Origin of the sequence: Streptomyces sp. NPDC058284 (genome assembly GCF_042881135.1) — a bacterium.
GTDB lineage: Bacteria > Actinomycetota > Actinomycetes > Streptomycetales > Streptomycetaceae > Streptomyces.
Genome location: NZ_JBHVYE010000001.1, coordinates 43,251 through 58,828 on the forward strand (window position 1 = coordinate 43,251; position 15,578 = coordinate 58,828).

The window sequence follows — 15,578 nt, forward strand, 5'->3', positions numbered from 1 at the left end:
ACGTCGCCCGATTTGCCACGTTCGCCCTCCTTGTTAAGGTTTGCGTGAACCGGCAGGTGACGTGTGCCGGGTGGAGGTGCCGATGGCCGCCGGGCCGCTGGACTGGTCGCTGGTCGACGGGGCGGTTCCGCTCGTCGTGCGGATTCTCGGCGGCCTGGCACTCGCCGCCCTCCTCTTCTCCCGCGACCGCCGCTGGTGGACCCGGCTGCTCCCGCTCGCCGCCGTGACGGCGGCGATCCTGACCCTTCTGGTCCAGCTCACCGTCGACGACTGGTGGCAGCCCTTCCCCGACAAACTCCCCGTCGACGTGGTGGTGTGGACCGGCGTCGCGATCCTCGGCGTCTGCCTGGCCCTCTGCCGACTGCCGATGCTGCGGTGGCCCGGCCGCGCGGGCGCCCTGTCCGCGGGCCTGCTCGTCGTGGTCCTCGGACTTTCCGAGGTGAACATCCACTACGACAACTACCCGACCCCGCGGACCATGCTGGGCCCCCAGGGCACCGTCAGCCTCAAGGACGCCACGGGCAGGAAGGAGCCGACGCTCGACGTGCCCGCGGGCAAAGCGCTGTCCGAGGTGTGGAAGGCGCCGGCCGGGCTGCCCGCCAAGGGCACCGTGTCGACCACCTCGATCCCCGGCGCGAAGTCGGGGTTCAAGGCCCGTGACGCGTACGTCTACCTGCCCCCGGCCTACCGCGCCTCGCCTCGCCCGTTGCTGCCCGTACTCGTCCTGATGGCCGGGCAGCCGGGCTCCCCGCAGGACTGGATCACCTCCGGTCAGCTGCCGGACATGATGGACGACTTCGCCGGCCGGCACGGCGGTCTCGCGCCGGTCGTCCTCGTCGTCGACCCGCTGGGCTCCTCCTTCGACAATCCGCTGTGCATGGACTCCCGGCTCGGCAAGGTGCAGACGTATCTCGCCGAGGACGTCCCGGCCTGGGCGGCGGACCACCTGCAGGCGGCCACGGGCCGCGCGCACCGGGCGGTCTCCGGGCTTTCCAACGGCGGCACCTGCGCCCTGCAGCTGGCGGTCAACGCGCCGGAGGTCTACGGCACCTTCCTCGACATCTCGGGCCAGGACGAGCCGACGCTCGGGGGCCGCGAGAAGACCGTGGACGCGGCGTTCGGCGGGGACGAAGCCGCGTTCGAGAAGGTCAACCCGGTCGACGTGATGGCTCGGCGGAGGTTCCCGGACACGGCCGGGGCGTTCGTCGCGGGGACCGACGACTCGACGTACCGTCCGCAGGCGCTCACGGTGTACGCGGCGGCGAGGAAGGCCGGGATGAAGGCCGAGCTCGTGGAACTGCCGGGCCGGCACAGCTGGCAGGTGTGGCGTCCCGGCCTGGAGAAGCAGCTCCCGTGGCTGGCGTCGCACATCGGCCTGACGCCCCTGAGGCGCTGACCGCGCCGAGGCCCTGACGCGGCGCTGAAGCACGGGAGCTGAGCCGCTGGGCCCAAGCCGCCCCGTCCCCCTACCGGAGAGCCCCACCACACCGCCGGGTCCAATCCGCGACGCCGCGCCGCCCCGTTCGCCCGGCCGGCCCACCCGGTTGACCCGTTCGCGCGACACGGATCGCGGTGCCACGGCTCCGTACCTAGCGTTTCGGACATCGAGGTGCATTTCAGATGTCAGCGGAAGAAGAGTCCGCCGCTTGCTCCTCGGGGACCCGGAGGATCCACCATGAGCGCGATACGCATCGCCTCGGCCGCTCTGCTCACCGCTTCCGCACTCGCCGTGACGGCCCCCGCCGCGACCGCCGCGACCGCAGCCGTCCTCGGCGAGGAGAACGTGACCGCTTTCGGCTTCAGCGTCACCCCGACGACGATCGCCGCGGGTGGCCAGGTCACCCTCAACGTCGACGGATGCGACGGCGAGACGAAGGTCACCTCCGGCGTCTTCGACGACACCACCATTCCCAAGGGGCAGAAGTCCGCCACCGCCCAGGTGTTCTGGGACGCCAAGCCGGGTGCGACGTACGAGGTCACGTTCACCTGCAACGGCAGCAACCCGGGCAGCGACAAGACCGACCTCACCATCGCCACGGGTCGTCCCGACAACAACAGCCACCACCCCAACAACACCCACCACCCGGATCACCACGCCCACAAGGGCGTCAAGGCCGGCACCGGTGGCAGCCTCGGCGGATTCGACCTGCACGAGATCGCCCTCGGCGGCGCCCTGATCCTGGGCACCGTCGGCACCGCGTACTACAAGATGCGCCGCCGCACCGGCGGGGACCACTCCTGACAGCACTCCGCCCCCGGGACGTCTCCAGATCCCGGGGACGAAGCGCCGGCACCGTCGGTACGAGCTGTCCGCGTCGGTACGAGAAGGGCACACCGGGCACGGAGCGGAAGGGGGACGCCCCGGCCCGGAGGGCCCAACTCCCGGGACCGGCGGGAAAGTCCGGACCCGTTTCCCGGACCCGGCCGCGGACCCGGCCGCAGATCCGGCCGCAGATCCGGCCGCAGATCCGGCCGGAGCCTAGGCCCGGTTCTCGGCCCGGCGACGCATCCAGAAGACCCCGCCGCCGACCAGCGCGGCGGTGACCAGCGCACCGCCGATCGCCATGTCGGTGCCGGTCGCGCCGGAGTTCGTGCTGCCGCCGAAGCCACCGCGCACACCGCCGTGGATGACGGTGAACGCCGCCGGGCGGACCAGGGTCTTGCCCCCGCAGTGGGCCGTGATGTCGTACGCGCCAGGGCGCACGTGCTGGTGGACGGCCGCGGTGGCGCTCACCGCGGTGCCGCCCGGGATGCCTTCCAGCTTCGCGTCGGGGAAGGCGGGTGACGTGACCTTGCTGCCCTGCGACTGGCAGGACGAGCCGTCGACGGTGACCGTCAGATGACCCCCTCTCGGGACCACACTGGGCATCGCCACGATGTTGGTCGGGTCGGCCCAGGCGGACGCGGCCGGGGCGGCGAGCCCGACGGCCCCGACGGCCGCGGCGGCGACCGCGAGGGCATGAGTGGTCCGCATACGGGATGTACGCATGGCAATCCTCCGCGGAAGACGCCCCGGGGCTACCGTCCCCGGTCGATCGGCGAGAGCGCCTCCCAGACTGACCCTCAGATGCCGTGCGCGAGGCCGCATTTCGGCGATCGGCCGTCCTGGTGAGACGACACGCCGAGGCACGTGCGTTCGACCCGACATCACCGCAGGTCACGGTCTGTCAGAAAGTTCCTGCCGGAGGCGCACTCGGATGGCGCACCCCGGCCCCCGCGCCACCCGTTCGCTCCCGCCCTTTCGCACGCCGCGCGCGCCACGCTTAGCGTGCTGGTACGCGCAACGGACGCGGCGTGCCTGCCGCGTTGAGAGGGGATAGAGAATGCCTTCGTCCCATCCGGCCGACGATTTCGAATTCCAGGAAGTCCAGGAGGACGAGAAGCCGAGGAAGCGCGCCCCGTGGGGCGTGATGGCGCTCGTTCTGCTGACCGGCCTCGCGCTGATCCGAAATGGTTCGGGGGAATTCGACGTCGGCCCGCCGCAGCCCGCGTCCGCCGCGGCCGCGGACCGCACGCCCGAAGCCGTCGCCGGCGCCCCGGCACCCCTGGCCTTCTCACCCGCCGAGCGCGTACGCATCAAAGGCATCCAGGTGGATGCGCCGATCATGCAGGTGGGACTGGACGCGGAGGGCTGGGTGGATGCGCCGCCGCCCGACGACCCGAACCTCGCGGGCTGGTTCACCGGCGCCGTGTCGCCCGGCGAGAAGGGCACGGCCGTGATCGTCGGCCATGTGGACAACCGGCAGGGCCCGGCCGTCTTCTACGGTCTGGGTTCGCTGAAGAAGGGAAATCACGTCGAGGTCAGGCGCCGGGACAAGAAGACGGCGATTTTCAAGATCTACGGCGTCGAGGTGTTCGACAAGGCCACTTTCCCGGGCGAGCGGGTCTACGGGAACAGTGGAACTCCCGAATTGCGCGTCATCACCTGTGGCGGCGGCTTCTCGAAACGGGCCGGATACGACGGGAACGTCGTGGTGTTCGCCCGACTGGTCGCCGTGCGCTGAGAGCCTGTCTTCGACACGGGAACCAGGCGGACGAGCGGCACGCGCCGCACGAGCTCTCAGAACAGGTCACTCCGCGGCACGGTGAGGTGATAGCCGGAGTCAAGCAGTTCCGGAAGGTAGGAGCTCAGCGCCTCGACGCTGGCCGAGCGGTCGCCGCCCGCGTCGTGCGAGAGCACCACGACCCCGGGCCCTGCGCCCTCGCGCACCCGCCGCACGATGGTCCGCGCCCCCGGTTCGGTCCAGTCGAGGGTGTCGACGGTCCAGGCCAACGGCTCCATGCCGAGCCCGGCCCCCAATTGGAAGGCGTTGCGGTTCCACGCGCCGTAGGGGGCCCTGAACCAGGCGGGGGGCTCGCCTGTCGCGTTCTCGATGACCTCGCAGGTCCGCTCGATCTCCTCGCGCATCCCGGCCCGGTGGAGCCGGGTCAGCAGCGGGTGGCTCCAGGTGTGGTTGCCGATCAGATGCCCGTCGTCGGCCATCTCGCGGAGCAGGTCCTTGTTGTCGACGGCCATCTCACCGCACACGAAGAACATCGCGCGGACCTCGTACTCGCGCAGTGTCCGCAGGATGTGCGGGGTGTAGCGCGGGTCGGGCCCGTCGTCGAAGGTCAGCACCATCGTCGGCTCGCGTCCCGGCATCCGCAGGATGGGCGCCTCGCGTACGCGGGGCAGGGCCCGGCCGGGGCGCCCGGGAGCGTAGCCCGCCATGGGCTGCAGGCGGTACGCGGAGGGCCCCCGGAGCCGCGCGGCCTGCGGGCCCCCGGCGGGCGTCCTCGCGGCAGCGGCGGGTCCCGGAGCGGGCGCACGGTCGGCCGCGCATCCCGCGCTCGCGCCGAGGCCCAGCATCGCCGCCGCCCGGAGCAGGACCCGGCGCCCTGGAGTCAGCTCATCATCTTTCATGAGTAATCCGTCGCACGGCCGAAGGCCCGTGCGGACCATCAACACGGGGCGGCCCCCGAAAGCACCCGATCAGACGCGGCGGACGAGGGGGAAGGGCAGGGTCTCCCGGATGGTCAGACCGGTGAGGAACATGACGAGCCGGTCGACGCCGATGCCGAGTCCGCCGGTGGGCGGCATCGCGTACTCCAGGGCGTCGAGGAAGTCCTCGTCGAGCTCCATGGCCTCGGGGTCTCCCCCGGCGGCGAGCAGCGACTGCGCGGTGAGTCGGCGGCGCTGCTCCACGGGGTCGGTCAACTCGGAGTAGGCGGTGCCCAGTTCGGTGCCGAAGGCGACGAGGTCCCAGCGTTCGGCGAGCCGCGGGTCCGTGCGGTGCCGGCGGGTGAGCGGGGAGACGTCGGTGGGGAAGTCCTTGTAGAAGGTGGGCAGCTCCGTCTTCTCCTCGACGAGCCGCTCGTACATTTCGAGGACGACGTCGCCGCGGCCGTCGTCCGCGGTGTAGGGGACGGCGGCGCGGTCGCAGTGCCGGTGCAGGACGGTGAGCGGAGTGCCGGCGTCGACCTCGTCGCCGAGCTCCTCGGAGAGCGCGCCGTACACGGTCTTGACCGGCCAGGGCCCGGAGATGTCGTGCTCGACGAGCCTGCCTCCGGCGTCGGCCCTGCGGGCGACTGGCGAGCCGAAGGCGGCGGTCGCGGCGGACTGGACGAGCTCGCGGGTGAGGTCGAGCATCACGTCGTAGTCGGCGAAGGCCTGGTAGGCCTCCAACATCGTGAACTCGGGGTTGTGCTTGTAGGAGACGCCTTCGTTGCGGAAGGTGCGGCCCATCTCGAAGACCTTCTCCATGCCGCCGACGCAGAGCCGCTTCAGGTACAGCTCGGGGGCGATGCGCAGGTACAGGTCGAGGTCGTAGGCGTTGATGTGGGTGGTGAAAGGGCGGGCGTTGGCGCCACCGTGGATCTGCTGGAGCATCGGCGTCTCGACCTCGAGGTAGCCGCGGTCGAGGAGGCCCTGGCGCAGCGCCTGCACGGCGGTGGAGCGGAACCGCACCACGTCGCGTGCGCCGGGGGTCGCGATCAGGTCGAGGTAGCGGCGGCGGACCTTGGCCTCGGGGTCGGTCAGGCCGCGGCGCTTGTCGGGCAGCGGGCGCAGACACTTGCCGGTGAGCCGCCATTCGGTGACGAAGACGGTGAGCTCGCCCCGGTCGCTGGTGCCGACCGTGCCGGTGGCGGCGATGTGGTCGCCGATGTCGGTGGCGTCGGTGAAGCCGTCCAGGACGCCAGGGCCCGAGGTGTCGCGGGCGAGGGCGAGCTGCAGGTCGCCCGACCAGTCGCGCAGCACGGCGAAGACGATGCCGCCGAAGTCGCGTACGAGCATGACACGGCCCGTGACCGACACCTGTTGCCCCGTCAGCTGACGGTTCACGCGGGCCAGTTCATGGGTGCGGGGAGCGAGGCCGACCGGGTAGGGGTCGACTCCCCCGGCGCGCAGTCGGTCGAGTTTGCGGTGGCGGGCGCGGATCTGTTCCGGGAGCCTCGACACGGGGTCGGCGGCGGTGTCCTGGTCCGCGAGGCCGAGCGCGGCGATGGAGGGGAGGCCCTCGGTGGTCGTGGGCCGGTCGACGCCGCGCGGCTTGTGGCCCTTGCCCCAGAGTTTGCGCAGCGACGGCACGGAGACGAAGCCCTCGGCGATGCCCGACGCCAGGCTGATCCGGGCGAGGGCGCCGCTGTCGCCGTAGCAGATGAAACGCGGGTACCACTCCGGGTGGTACTTGGCGTTCGAGCGGTAGAGGGCCTCCAGCTGCCACCATTTGGAGAAGAACAGGAGCAGCTTGCGCCACAGCCGCAGCACGGGCCCCGCGCCGATGCGGCCGCCCTCCTCGAAGACCGAGCGGAACACGGCGAAGTTCAGCGAGACGCGCCGCACTCCGAGCCGGGGCGCGGCGGCGCAGAGCTCGGCGACCATGAACTCCATGACACCGTTCGGCGCGGTCCGGTCGCGGCGCATCAGGTCGAGGGAGATGCCGTCCCTGCCCCAGGGGACGAGGGAGAGCAGCGCGAGGAGCTTGCCGTCGGCGCCCAACGCCTCGACGAGGAGGCAGTCACCGTCCTCGGGGTCGCCGAGCCGGTCGAGGGCCATGGAGAAGCCGCGCTCGGTCTCGGTGTCCCGCCAGGCGTCGGCCTTGTCGATGATCTCCTCCATCTCCTCGTCGGTGAGGGTGGAGTGCCTGCGGACCCGGGCGGTGGCGCCGGTGCGGCGGACCCGGTTCACGGCCTGGCGGGTGACGCGCATGTCGCGGCCGTCCAGATCGAACTGCGCGACGTGCAGGATCGCCTCGTCGCCGAGTTGCAGCGCGCCGAGCCCGGCGCGGGCGTACGCGGTGGCGCCGTCCTCGGACGCGCCCATGACGGCGGGCTGCCAGGCGTACCGCCTGGCGACGTCCAGCCAGGCGCCGATCGCGTGCGGCCAGGCCTCGCGGTCGCCCACGGGGTCGCCGCTGGCCAGGCAGACGCCGGCCTCCACGCGGTAGGTGACGGCGGCCTTGCCGCTGGGCGAGAAGACGACGGCCTTGTCGCGCCGGGTGGCGAAGTAGCCGAGCGAGTCCTGCGCCCCGTACGCCCCGAGCAGGGCGCGGATGCGGGGCTCCTCGTCGCCGTGCAGGGCCGCTTCCATGCGCTGGGAGCGGAAGAGGGTGGCGGCGGCGTTCAGCAGGGCGAGGGCGCCGAACAGGCCGAGCCAGAAGTGGAGGCCGCGCGAGGGGGCGCCGTCGAAGTAGTCGCGGCCGTGGATCAGCCCGCCGCAGACCCGGTTCGCCGCCCACAGCAGGCGCTCCCCGCGCACCAGCGTGCCGGGGAACAGCTCCACCAGTCCCCAGCCGAGGAGGCTCGCGAGGCCGAGGCCCGCCACCAGGACCGCCACGGCCCGCCGTACGGCGCCGCGCCGGGAGTCCGCGGAGAACTCCTGGCGGGCCAGGATCAGCAGGACGAAGGCGATGCCGCAGACCACGAAGGACGGCAGCGACTCGGCCCAGAAGCCGAGCGCCGCGCCGAGCACGTCGAAGGCGAGAAGCAGCCCCAGATAGCTGACGACCAGCCACCACGCGACCTTCTTGCGGGCGGCTGTCGCGGCGGCGAGCAGGAAGAGGAAGACGGCGTACGCGAGGTTCGCGCTGACCGGGACCGTGACGAGGTCGAGGACGCGGATGACGGGCATGAGGAGGCGGCGCAGCGGGGCGATCACCGCAAGGACCGCGCAGAAGACGCCGAGGCCGCCGAAGAAGGCGGCGAAGCCCTCCGGGACCCGGCCGAGGAAGCCGCCGCCGGCGCGCGTGCGCCCGCAGGGCCCGGGCTCCTCCGTGCTGACCGTCATGGGCACGACTCTAGGAAGAGCGGGGCCGCCGCGCGCGTCGAGCGGGGGCGGCGGAACGGGGCCCGGGTGCCCGGAGCGCAGGCGGTATGAGTGCCTCCGCTAACCTCTCGTCGTGAGCGAAGACCAGTCCCAGCAGTTCGAACGCGGCACCGACGGGCCGAAAGTCATCGTCGTCGGAGTCGACGGCTCCGATACGTCTCTGCGGGCGGCGGCGTACGCCGGAGGCCTGGCCAGGCGGCAGCGGGCCCTGCTCGCGGTGGTGTACATCCAGCCGGTTCTCGCGGCGGGGGCCGCGTTCGGCGCTCCGGTGGCCGAGACCACCGACGAGATCGCCGAGGGGCTGATCGCGGAGATCAGGTCCGCCACCGAGCGGGTGAAGGGCATATTCGACGTCCGGTGGGAGTTCCACACCTTCCGCGGTGACCCCTTCACCGGTCTGGTCACCGCCGCCGACGACCTGAAGGCCGACGCCGTGGTCGTCGGCGCCTCCGAGCAGGCGGGCCACCGCATCGTCGGCTCGGTCGCCGTACGCCTGGTGAAGACGGGCCGCTGGCCGGTGACCGTGGTGCCGTAACGGCCTCCACAGGGTGTGGCGTCTTCCCTCGGGCCCCCGGCTGGGCCATCATGATCCGCCATCAGCCGGCCCCGTCTGCGAAGAGGTGGAGCTCATGCCGGGACTCCGGATGGGACAGGGCGTACTGCGCCGCAAGCCCATCGAGCACATCGACGAGACAGAGGCGGGCGGCGGTCTCTCCAGGACGCTGGGGCTCTGGCAGCTCACCGCGATCGGGGTCGGCGGCATCATCGGTGCCGGCATCTTCAGCCTCGCGGGCGCCGTCGCGAACGGCACCGCGGGGCCCGCGGTCCTTGTCTCCTTCCTGATCGCGGGCGTCGCGAGCGCCGCCGCCGCCTTCTCGTACGCCGAGTTCGCGGGCATGATCCCGAAGGCGGGCTCCGCCTACACCTACGGCTATGTGGTGCTCGGCGAGCTGACCGGCTGGTTCATCGGCTGGGACCTGCTTCTGGAGTACACCGCGATCGTCGCCGTCGTGGCGATCGGCATCTCCGGCTACTTCGGCTTCCTGGTCGAGGAGCTGGGGGCGGAACTGCCGCACTGGATGATGGGCGCGCCGGGCACCGGCGACGGGCACAAGGTCGACCTGTTCGCCGCGGTGCTGTGCCTGTTCATCGCGTACCTGCTCACCCTCGGCATCAAGAACGCCGCGCGCTTCGAGCTGATCGTGGTCGTGCTCAAGGTGATCGTGGTGCTCGTCGTGATCGCGGTCGGCTTCTTCCACATCGAGACCGGGAACTACGAGCCGTTCTTCCCCTACGGGATCAGCGGCGCGTTCACGGGCGCCGCGACCGTCTTCTTCGCCGTCTTCGGGTACGACGCGATGAGTACGGCGGCGGAGGAGTCCAAGGACGCGCAGCGGCACATGCCGAAGGCGATCCTCTACTCCCTCGCCATCTCGATGGTCCTCTACGTCCTCGCCTGCCTGGTCCTGACCGGCATGCAGAGCTATAAGGACGTCGACCCGGAGAGCGGCTTCTCCACGGCCTTCAAGTCGGTGGGGCTCGGCGGTCTCGCGGACGTCATCGCGGTGGGCGCGATCATCGGCATCCTCACGGTGATGTTCACGTTCATGCTCGGGTGCACCCGTGTGTGGTTCTCGATGAGCCGGGACGGTCTCCTTCCCAAGTGGTTCGCCAAGACGCATCCGACGCGGCACGTGCCGACGCGCGTGACGTGGATCGTCGGGGTCGCGTCGGCCGCCATCGCCGGGTTCCTGCCGATCGGCGAGGCGGCCGAACTGACCAACATCGGGATCCTGCTGGCGTTCGTCGTGGTGTGTGTCGCGGTGATCGTGCTGCGCTACAAGCGGCCGGAGCTGCCGCGCACCTTCCGCTGCCCGGGGATGCCGGTGGTGCCGGCGGTCGGGGTGGTCTTCTCCATCTGGCTGATCACGTTCCTGCAGTGGCAGACCTGGGTGCGGTTCGCCGTGTGGTTCGTGCTCGGCCTCGTCGTGTACTTCGGGTACTCGTACCGCAAGTCGGAGCTGGCGAAGGCGGACCGGGCCGCAGGGGCGTGAGGTCCCGCAGGCGCTGCGCATCGCGCCCGCGGGGCTACTCGCCCATGACCAGGCCCTGCTTGCCTGCGCCCCGGCTGAGCACGACGCGGCGGATGCGGTCGCGCACATCGCGCACGTCCGCGCCGCGCTCCAGCGCCTTGTTGAGGTCGACGACGCGGCCGGTGTCCGTGTTGAACCACATCGGCAGGAACTCGGCCTTCGTCACCTGCCAGCGGGCACCGGCGCGCGCGGGCGGCTCGAAGGTGAAGCGGCCGATGGTGCCCTGGTTGCCGCGCGGATCGTCGGCGCCCTCGTGGTTGATCATGGCGCCGGCGATCTGGTCCCCCATGCCGTAGATGACCCATGTGCCGTTCACCTTCTCGTAGGCCTGCGGCACATGGGCGTGCGTGCCGAGCAGCAGGTCGATGTCGGGGCGCCCGTCCGTGCGGGACGCGGTGAGCTGCTTGCCGAGCCGCAGCTGCTGCCGGTCGGGCTCGTCCTGCCACTCCGAGCCCCAGTGCAGGCTGACGACTACGACGTCGGCGCCCGCCTTCCGTGCCGCACGGGCGTCCGCGACGATCTTCGCGCGGTCGATGAGGTCGACCGTCCAGGGCTTGCCCTTCGGCAGCGGATAGCCGTTCGTTCCGTAGGTGTACGCGAGTTGCGCGACCTTCGCGCCGCCCGCCCGCAGCCAGGCCGGACGCTTGTCCTCGGCGGCCGAGCGGGCCGAACCCGCGTGCTTGACCCCCGCCTTGTCCAGCGCGTCCAGGGTGCGGCGCACTCCTGCCGCGCCGTCGTCCAGGGTGTGGTTGGAGGCGGTGGAGCAGGCGTCGTAGCCGGTGGCCTTGAGGGCGCGGGCCACCTGGGGCGGCGACTTGAAGGTGGGGTAGCCGGTGTAGTCGCCGTCCGCGCCGTAGACCGTCTCCATGTGGCAGATCGCCAGGTCGGCCTTGGAGACGACGGGCTTGGCGCCCGCGAGCATCGGCGCGAAGTCGTAGCCGTCGCCGCCCGCGTCGGCGTTGGCCTGGCGGATGATCGAGGCGTGCGGCAGGACGTCACCGGAGGCGACGAGTGTGAAGGGGTGCTTCCCGGCCGCGGAGCCGCCGAGCCACGCCGGCGGCGGGGCCGAGCAGCCCGCGGCGCACGCGATGCCCACGATGCCCGCGATGCCCGCGCGCAGAAGGACCGCCGCCGCTGCCGTCGTGGGGCGCGTGCGCAGGCCCAGGCGGGTGTTCGGGGAGGTGGAAGGGGGCCTGATGTGCCGTGGGGTGCGTACGCGCTGCGTCATCGAGCGGGCTCCGTGACTGGGGACGATAGTCGGCTAAACGCATCTACATACGGAGTCATAGGCAAATCAAGGACCAAAGCCGTCAGGCACCCTGAAACAGCGTCAAATGGGCGAGCCTGTGACGCGAACAACACAGGGCGGCTCACCTGCGGTGAAACCGGAGGCCGGGTCAAGGGTTTGCAAAGCGCCTTGCCCGACCCCCCTCCCGGGTAATCGGCTGTCCTCACCGTGTGCCGGATTGGGGGGCCAGAGGCCGGTGACGCGCACGGACCGGAGGAAGGCGGAGCGGATGCGGCACGAGAGCAGAGGCAACACCGAGGGCCCCCAGGGCGGCGAACTGGCTGTGCCCATGGCGTGGTTGTACGCCGAGTACATCGCCGACGAACTGCTGCGCACCGGCGATCTGATGCCGCCCACCTCCTTCGAGTACCGGGCGGGACGCGACGCCCTGGCGCTGACGATCTTCCTGTCGGACAGCAAGGGCGAGCTGGCCGGGATCCGCGTGGTCTCGCAGCTGGAGACGTGGCTGACGCTGACCGCCTACAGCCAGCCGTGGCAGGACTGGGTCCGCCGCCGCATGACACAGCTCACGGCGGAGGCCGTCGCCTCCGGCGGGCCCCGGCCCGATCTGGAACTCGCCGACCTGGCATGGCGCTGGCTGCAGGAGACCGAGCTGCTCGCGCCCGACCTGGACGCGGTGCCCGGCCGTGCGGTGCAGGGCGAGGAGGACGGACCGAAGGTGTGGACCCCGGCGTGGCGGCTCGGGCTGCCGCTGGGGCACCTGGCGATCCATCTGTTCTGAGCCGGTTCGTGGCGGACTCGGCCCCGGTTCGGGGCCGGTTCGGGGCCGACTCAGCGCCGGTTCGGAGCCGGGCCCAAGCCCGTCGCTACTTCAGCAGCCGCGACATCCGCCGGTCCGCGAGCACTTTGCCGCCCGTCTGGCACGTCGGGCAGTACTGCAGCGAGGAGTCCGCGAAGGAGACCTCGCGGACCGTGTCGCCGCACACCGGGCACGGCTCGCCGGTACGGCCGTGCACGCGCAGGCCGCCCTTCTTCTCCGCCTTGAGGCGGCCCGCGGCGACACCGCGCGAGCGCTCCACCGCCTGGTTCAACGTATCCAGCAACGCCACATGCAGCCCATGGACTTCCTCCTTCGTGAGGCTCGACGTGAGCCGGAACGGCGACATGCGGGCCGCGTGCAGAATCTCGTCGCTGTACGCGTTCCCGATGCCCGCGATCAGGCTCTGATCGCGCAGCGCCCCCTTGATCTGGCGCCGTTCACCCGCCAGGAGCCCGGCGAAGCGCTCCTCGTCGAAGTCGGCCGCCAGCGGGTCGGGGCCGAGGCGCGCGATGCCCGGGATCCGCTCCGGCGACTCGGTGACGTACACCGCGAGACGCTTCTGCGTGCCCGCCTCCGTGAGGTCGAAGCCCTCCCCCGTCTCCAGGGCCACGCGGAGCGCCAGCGGGCCCTTGCCGGGGCGCGGGACGCCTTCGGGGAGCCGGTCGTACCAGCGCAGCCAGCCCGCGCGGGCGAGATGGGTGACCAGGTGCGGACCGTCGGCGTCGATGTCGAGGAACTTGCCGTGCCGCTCCACCGCGGTGACGGTCCGGCCTTCGAGGTCGGTGAGCGGCGGGTCGTACGTCTTGAGGACGCTGATCGCCGCGGGCAGTACGCGCACGATCTCGCGGCCGACGAGATGGCCCGTCAGGAACTCCCTGAGGGCCTCGACTTCGGGCAGTTCCGGCATGGCTCTCCCTCAACCCCTTGTCTTTGCGCCGGGCACGACGAACTCGCACCACACGCATTTCCCGCCGCCGCGCGCCTCCACGCCCCACCCGTCCGCGAGCCGGTCCACCAGGAGCAGGCCGCGGCCCGACAGCCCCGACTCGCCGGCGTCACGGCGGCGCGGCAGAGCGCTGGAGGAGTCCTCGACGTCGACGCGCAGCCGCCGGTCGGTACCGCTCAGGACGCGCAGGGTCACGACCGCGGCGCCGTCGGTGTGCATCAGGGCATTGGTGATCACCTCGTCGGCGACCAGTTCGATCTCGTCGGCCCGCTCGCCCGCGCCCCAGGCCCGCACCGCCGCCCTGATCATGTGCCGGGCGTCGGCGAGTGCCTCGGGGTCGCTCGGCGCGACGTGCTGTTGGAGGCGGCCGCCGGTACGCGGCGCGTCGAGCTCGCGGCGGCGCAACAGGAGAAGCGCGGCGTCGTCGTTCCCGCCGCGGCCGTCGATGATGCCGCAGAGCCGGTCGGCGAGCCGCTGCAGGTGGCGGGGGCCGACGGCGGCGAGTTCCGAGAGCGCCCGCATCCCGTCGTCCAGGTCGGCGCCCGGCACCTCCACGAGACCGTCGGTGCAGAGCAGCAGGGTCTGCCCCGGGTCGAGTTCGAGGGTGGTGACGGGGTAGTCGAGACGGCCGAACTCGGCGGACAGGCCGAGCGGCAGGCCGCCGTCGACCGGCACGCGGCGGCAGGAGCCGTCGGTGTCCTGTACGAGCGGGTCGAGATGGCCGGCCCTGACGAACTGGACCACGCCGGTCGACAGGTCCGCCTCCGCATAGAGACAGGTGGCAAAGCGGTCGGTGTCCAGTTCGTGGAGGAAGCCGGAGGCGCGGGCCATGACGGTGGCGGGGGTGTGCCCCTCGGTGGCGTAGGCGCGCAGCACGATGCGGAGCTGCCCCATGACGGCGGCGGCGTGCGTGTCGTGGCCCTGGACGTCGCCGATGACGGCGCCGACCCGGCCGCCGGGCAACGGGATCACGTCGTACCAGTCGCCGCCGATGTCCCGGCCGAGCGCCGCCGAGCGGTACCGTACGGCGATCTCCGCGCCCGGCACGCCGGGGATGCTGCGCGGCAGCATGGCCTGCTGGAGGCCCTGGGCGAGGTCCTTCTCCTGCTCGTAGAACATGGCGCGCTGCAGGCTCTGGGCGATGCTGCTGCTCAGCGCGACCAGGACGTTGCGCTCCTCCGTCGTGAAGCCCGTCTTGTCCTGGTAGAGCAGGCCGAGGACGCCGATGGCGCGGCCCTGCGCGATCAGCGGCAGATACGCGGCCGCGGTGATGCCGAGCTCGTCGATGTGCGGCCAGAGCCGCGGGTAGGACTCCGCGAAGTCGTCGGCGGTGTCGATGTAGCGCGGGGCGAGGGTGCGGGCGACCTCGCTCATCGGGTACTCCTCGTCGACGCCCGTGAGGCGGGTGCCGGGGACGAAGCTGCCGGCGGGCCCCTCGGCCACGAGCCGGATCCGTCCGGCCTCGACGAGGCCCATGACGAGGTTCGAGGCCCCCAGGTGGGCGAGGCCGTGGGTGTCCCGGAGCACGTCGATGACGTCCCGCACCGTGCGGGCGTGGGCGAGGGCCGCCGTGGTGCCCTGCACGATGCTGGTCGTGCGGCGCCGGTCGGCCTCCTCGTCGGCGCGCTCGCGCAGCGCGGCCGGGCTGTCGCCGAGCTCCCGCGTCGCATCCCTGACGATCCCCACGATGCGGCGCGGCCGGCCCGTGGCGTCCCGCTCGATGCAGGCCTGGGTGTGCGTCCAGCGCAGTCGGCCGGTGCGGCGCCGGATGCGGAAGTACGCGCCGTAGCTGTCGCTGCCGTCCTTCAGGGCGTGCGAGACGGTCTGGTCCAGGCGGTGCGCCTCGACGGTCGGGACGCGGAAGGCGAGGGTCTCCGGCCGGTTGTCGTATTCGTCGGGGTGGACGTCGAGGACGTCGTGGGCGGCGGCGTCCATCGTCATCAGGCCGGTGTCCAGGTCCCAGTCGAAGCGGCCCATGCGCAGCGCGGCCCCGTACAGCGCGAGGAAACAGCCGTCCGGCTCCCCGGCCGGCTGTCCGCAGCGGCAGTGCCCCGCCGGGTCGTGCTCCATGGGCCCACGCTAGGCGGAGCCCCGCACGCCCGCACGCGGGGGAAGCGGGGGTACGCAGGGGTACCCGGGGGTACGCAGGGGAAGCATCGGCCGGT

Annotated in this window: 12 protein-coding genes; 6 read left to right on the forward strand and 6 right to left on the reverse strand. The window is 71.9% G+C overall.

What is annotated here, in order from left to right; all coding sequences use genetic code 11:
- The first annotated feature begins 82 nt into the window (after positions 1–82).
- Both ACFVYR_RS00215 and ACFVYR_RS00220 read left to right on the forward strand, forming a co-directional pair.
- Positions 83–1,396 carry an alpha/beta hydrolase gene (locus ACFVYR_RS00215; protein ID WP_384246905.1) on the forward strand — a complete coding sequence of 438 codons (1,314 nt, stop codon included), beginning with the start codon at positions 83–85 and terminating at the stop codon, positions 1,394–1,396.
- Between the two features lie 279 nt (positions 1,397–1,675).
- Positions 1,676–2,242: a hypothetical protein gene (locus ACFVYR_RS00220; RefSeq protein WP_384246909.1), complete on the forward strand. Its 567-nt coding sequence runs from the start codon at positions 1,676–1,678 to the stop codon at positions 2,240–2,242.
- Between the two features lie 237 nt (positions 2,243–2,479).
- Here ACFVYR_RS00220 and ACFVYR_RS00225 read toward each other — a convergent pair whose 3' ends face one another.
- Complete coding sequence (locus ACFVYR_RS00225) at positions 2,480–2,974, reverse strand: hypothetical protein (RefSeq protein WP_384247963.1); 495 nt, start codon at positions 2,972–2,974, stop codon at positions 2,480–2,482.
- A 349-nt stretch (positions 2,975–3,323) separates the two neighbouring features.
- On the opposite strand from ACFVYR_RS00225, the gene ACFVYR_RS00230 reads away from it, so the two are divergent.
- Positions 3,324–4,004 carry a class F sortase gene (locus ACFVYR_RS00230; protein WP_384246911.1) on the forward strand — a complete coding sequence of 227 codons (681 nt, stop codon included), beginning with the start codon at positions 3,324–3,326 and terminating at the stop codon, positions 4,002–4,004.
- Between the two features lie 56 nt (positions 4,005–4,060).
- Here ACFVYR_RS00230 and ACFVYR_RS00235 read toward each other — a convergent pair whose 3' ends face one another.
- Together ACFVYR_RS00235 and lysX are read right to left on the reverse strand one after the other, a co-directional pair.
- Entirely contained in the window at positions 4,061–4,903 is an 843-nt protein-coding gene (locus tag ACFVYR_RS00235; protein ID WP_384246913.1) for a polysaccharide deacetylase family protein, read from the reverse strand.
- A gap of 69 nt (positions 4,904–4,972) precedes the next feature.
- A complete protein-coding gene (gene lysX, locus ACFVYR_RS00240; protein WP_384246916.1) occupies positions 4,973–8,266 on the reverse strand; it encodes a bifunctional lysylphosphatidylglycerol synthetase/lysine--tRNA ligase LysX in 3,294 nt (1,097 codons plus the stop codon).
- Between the two features lie 112 nt (positions 8,267–8,378).
- On the opposite strand from lysX, the gene ACFVYR_RS00245 reads away from it, so the two are divergent.
- The gene (locus tag ACFVYR_RS00245; protein WP_384246918.1) at positions 8,379–8,840 is read left to right on the forward strand and encodes a universal stress protein; all 462 of its coding nucleotides are present in this window, start codon (positions 8,379–8,381) and stop codon (positions 8,838–8,840) included.
- Between the two features lie 94 nt (positions 8,841–8,934).
- On the forward strand, positions 8,935–10,359 hold the full coding sequence (locus tag ACFVYR_RS00250; RefSeq protein WP_384246920.1) for an amino acid permease: 1,425 nt from the start codon (positions 8,935–8,937) through the stop codon (positions 10,357–10,359).
- A 34-nt stretch (positions 10,360–10,393) separates the two neighbouring features.
- Here the strand turns inward: ACFVYR_RS00250 and ACFVYR_RS00255 are convergent, their stop codons facing one another.
- A complete protein-coding gene (locus tag ACFVYR_RS00255) occupies positions 10,394–11,563 on the reverse strand; it encodes a CapA family protein (protein WP_384247965.1) in 1,170 nt (389 codons plus the stop codon).
- Between the two features lie 352 nt (positions 11,564–11,915).
- Here ACFVYR_RS00255 and ACFVYR_RS00260 point away from each other — a divergent pair, with 352 nt between their 5' ends.
- Positions 11,916–12,428: a hypothetical protein gene (locus ACFVYR_RS00260; RefSeq protein WP_384247967.1), complete on the forward strand. Its 513-nt coding sequence runs from the start codon at positions 11,916–11,918 to the stop codon at positions 12,426–12,428.
- An 85-nt stretch (positions 12,429–12,513) separates the two neighbouring features.
- On the opposite strand, the gene ACFVYR_RS00265 is transcribed toward ACFVYR_RS00260, so the two are convergent.
- Positions 12,514–13,374 carry an Fpg/Nei family DNA glycosylase gene (locus ACFVYR_RS00265; protein ID WP_384246923.1) on the reverse strand — a complete coding sequence of 287 codons (861 nt, stop codon included), beginning with the start codon at positions 13,372–13,374 and terminating at the stop codon, positions 12,514–12,516.
- A gap of 9 nt (positions 13,375–13,383) precedes the next feature.
- Positions 13,384–15,483, reverse strand: a complete 2,100-nt coding sequence (locus tag ACFVYR_RS00270) for a SpoIIE family protein phosphatase (RefSeq protein WP_384246925.1) — start codon at positions 15,481–15,483, stop codon at positions 13,384–13,386.
- Positions 15,484–15,578 lie beyond the last annotated feature (95 nt).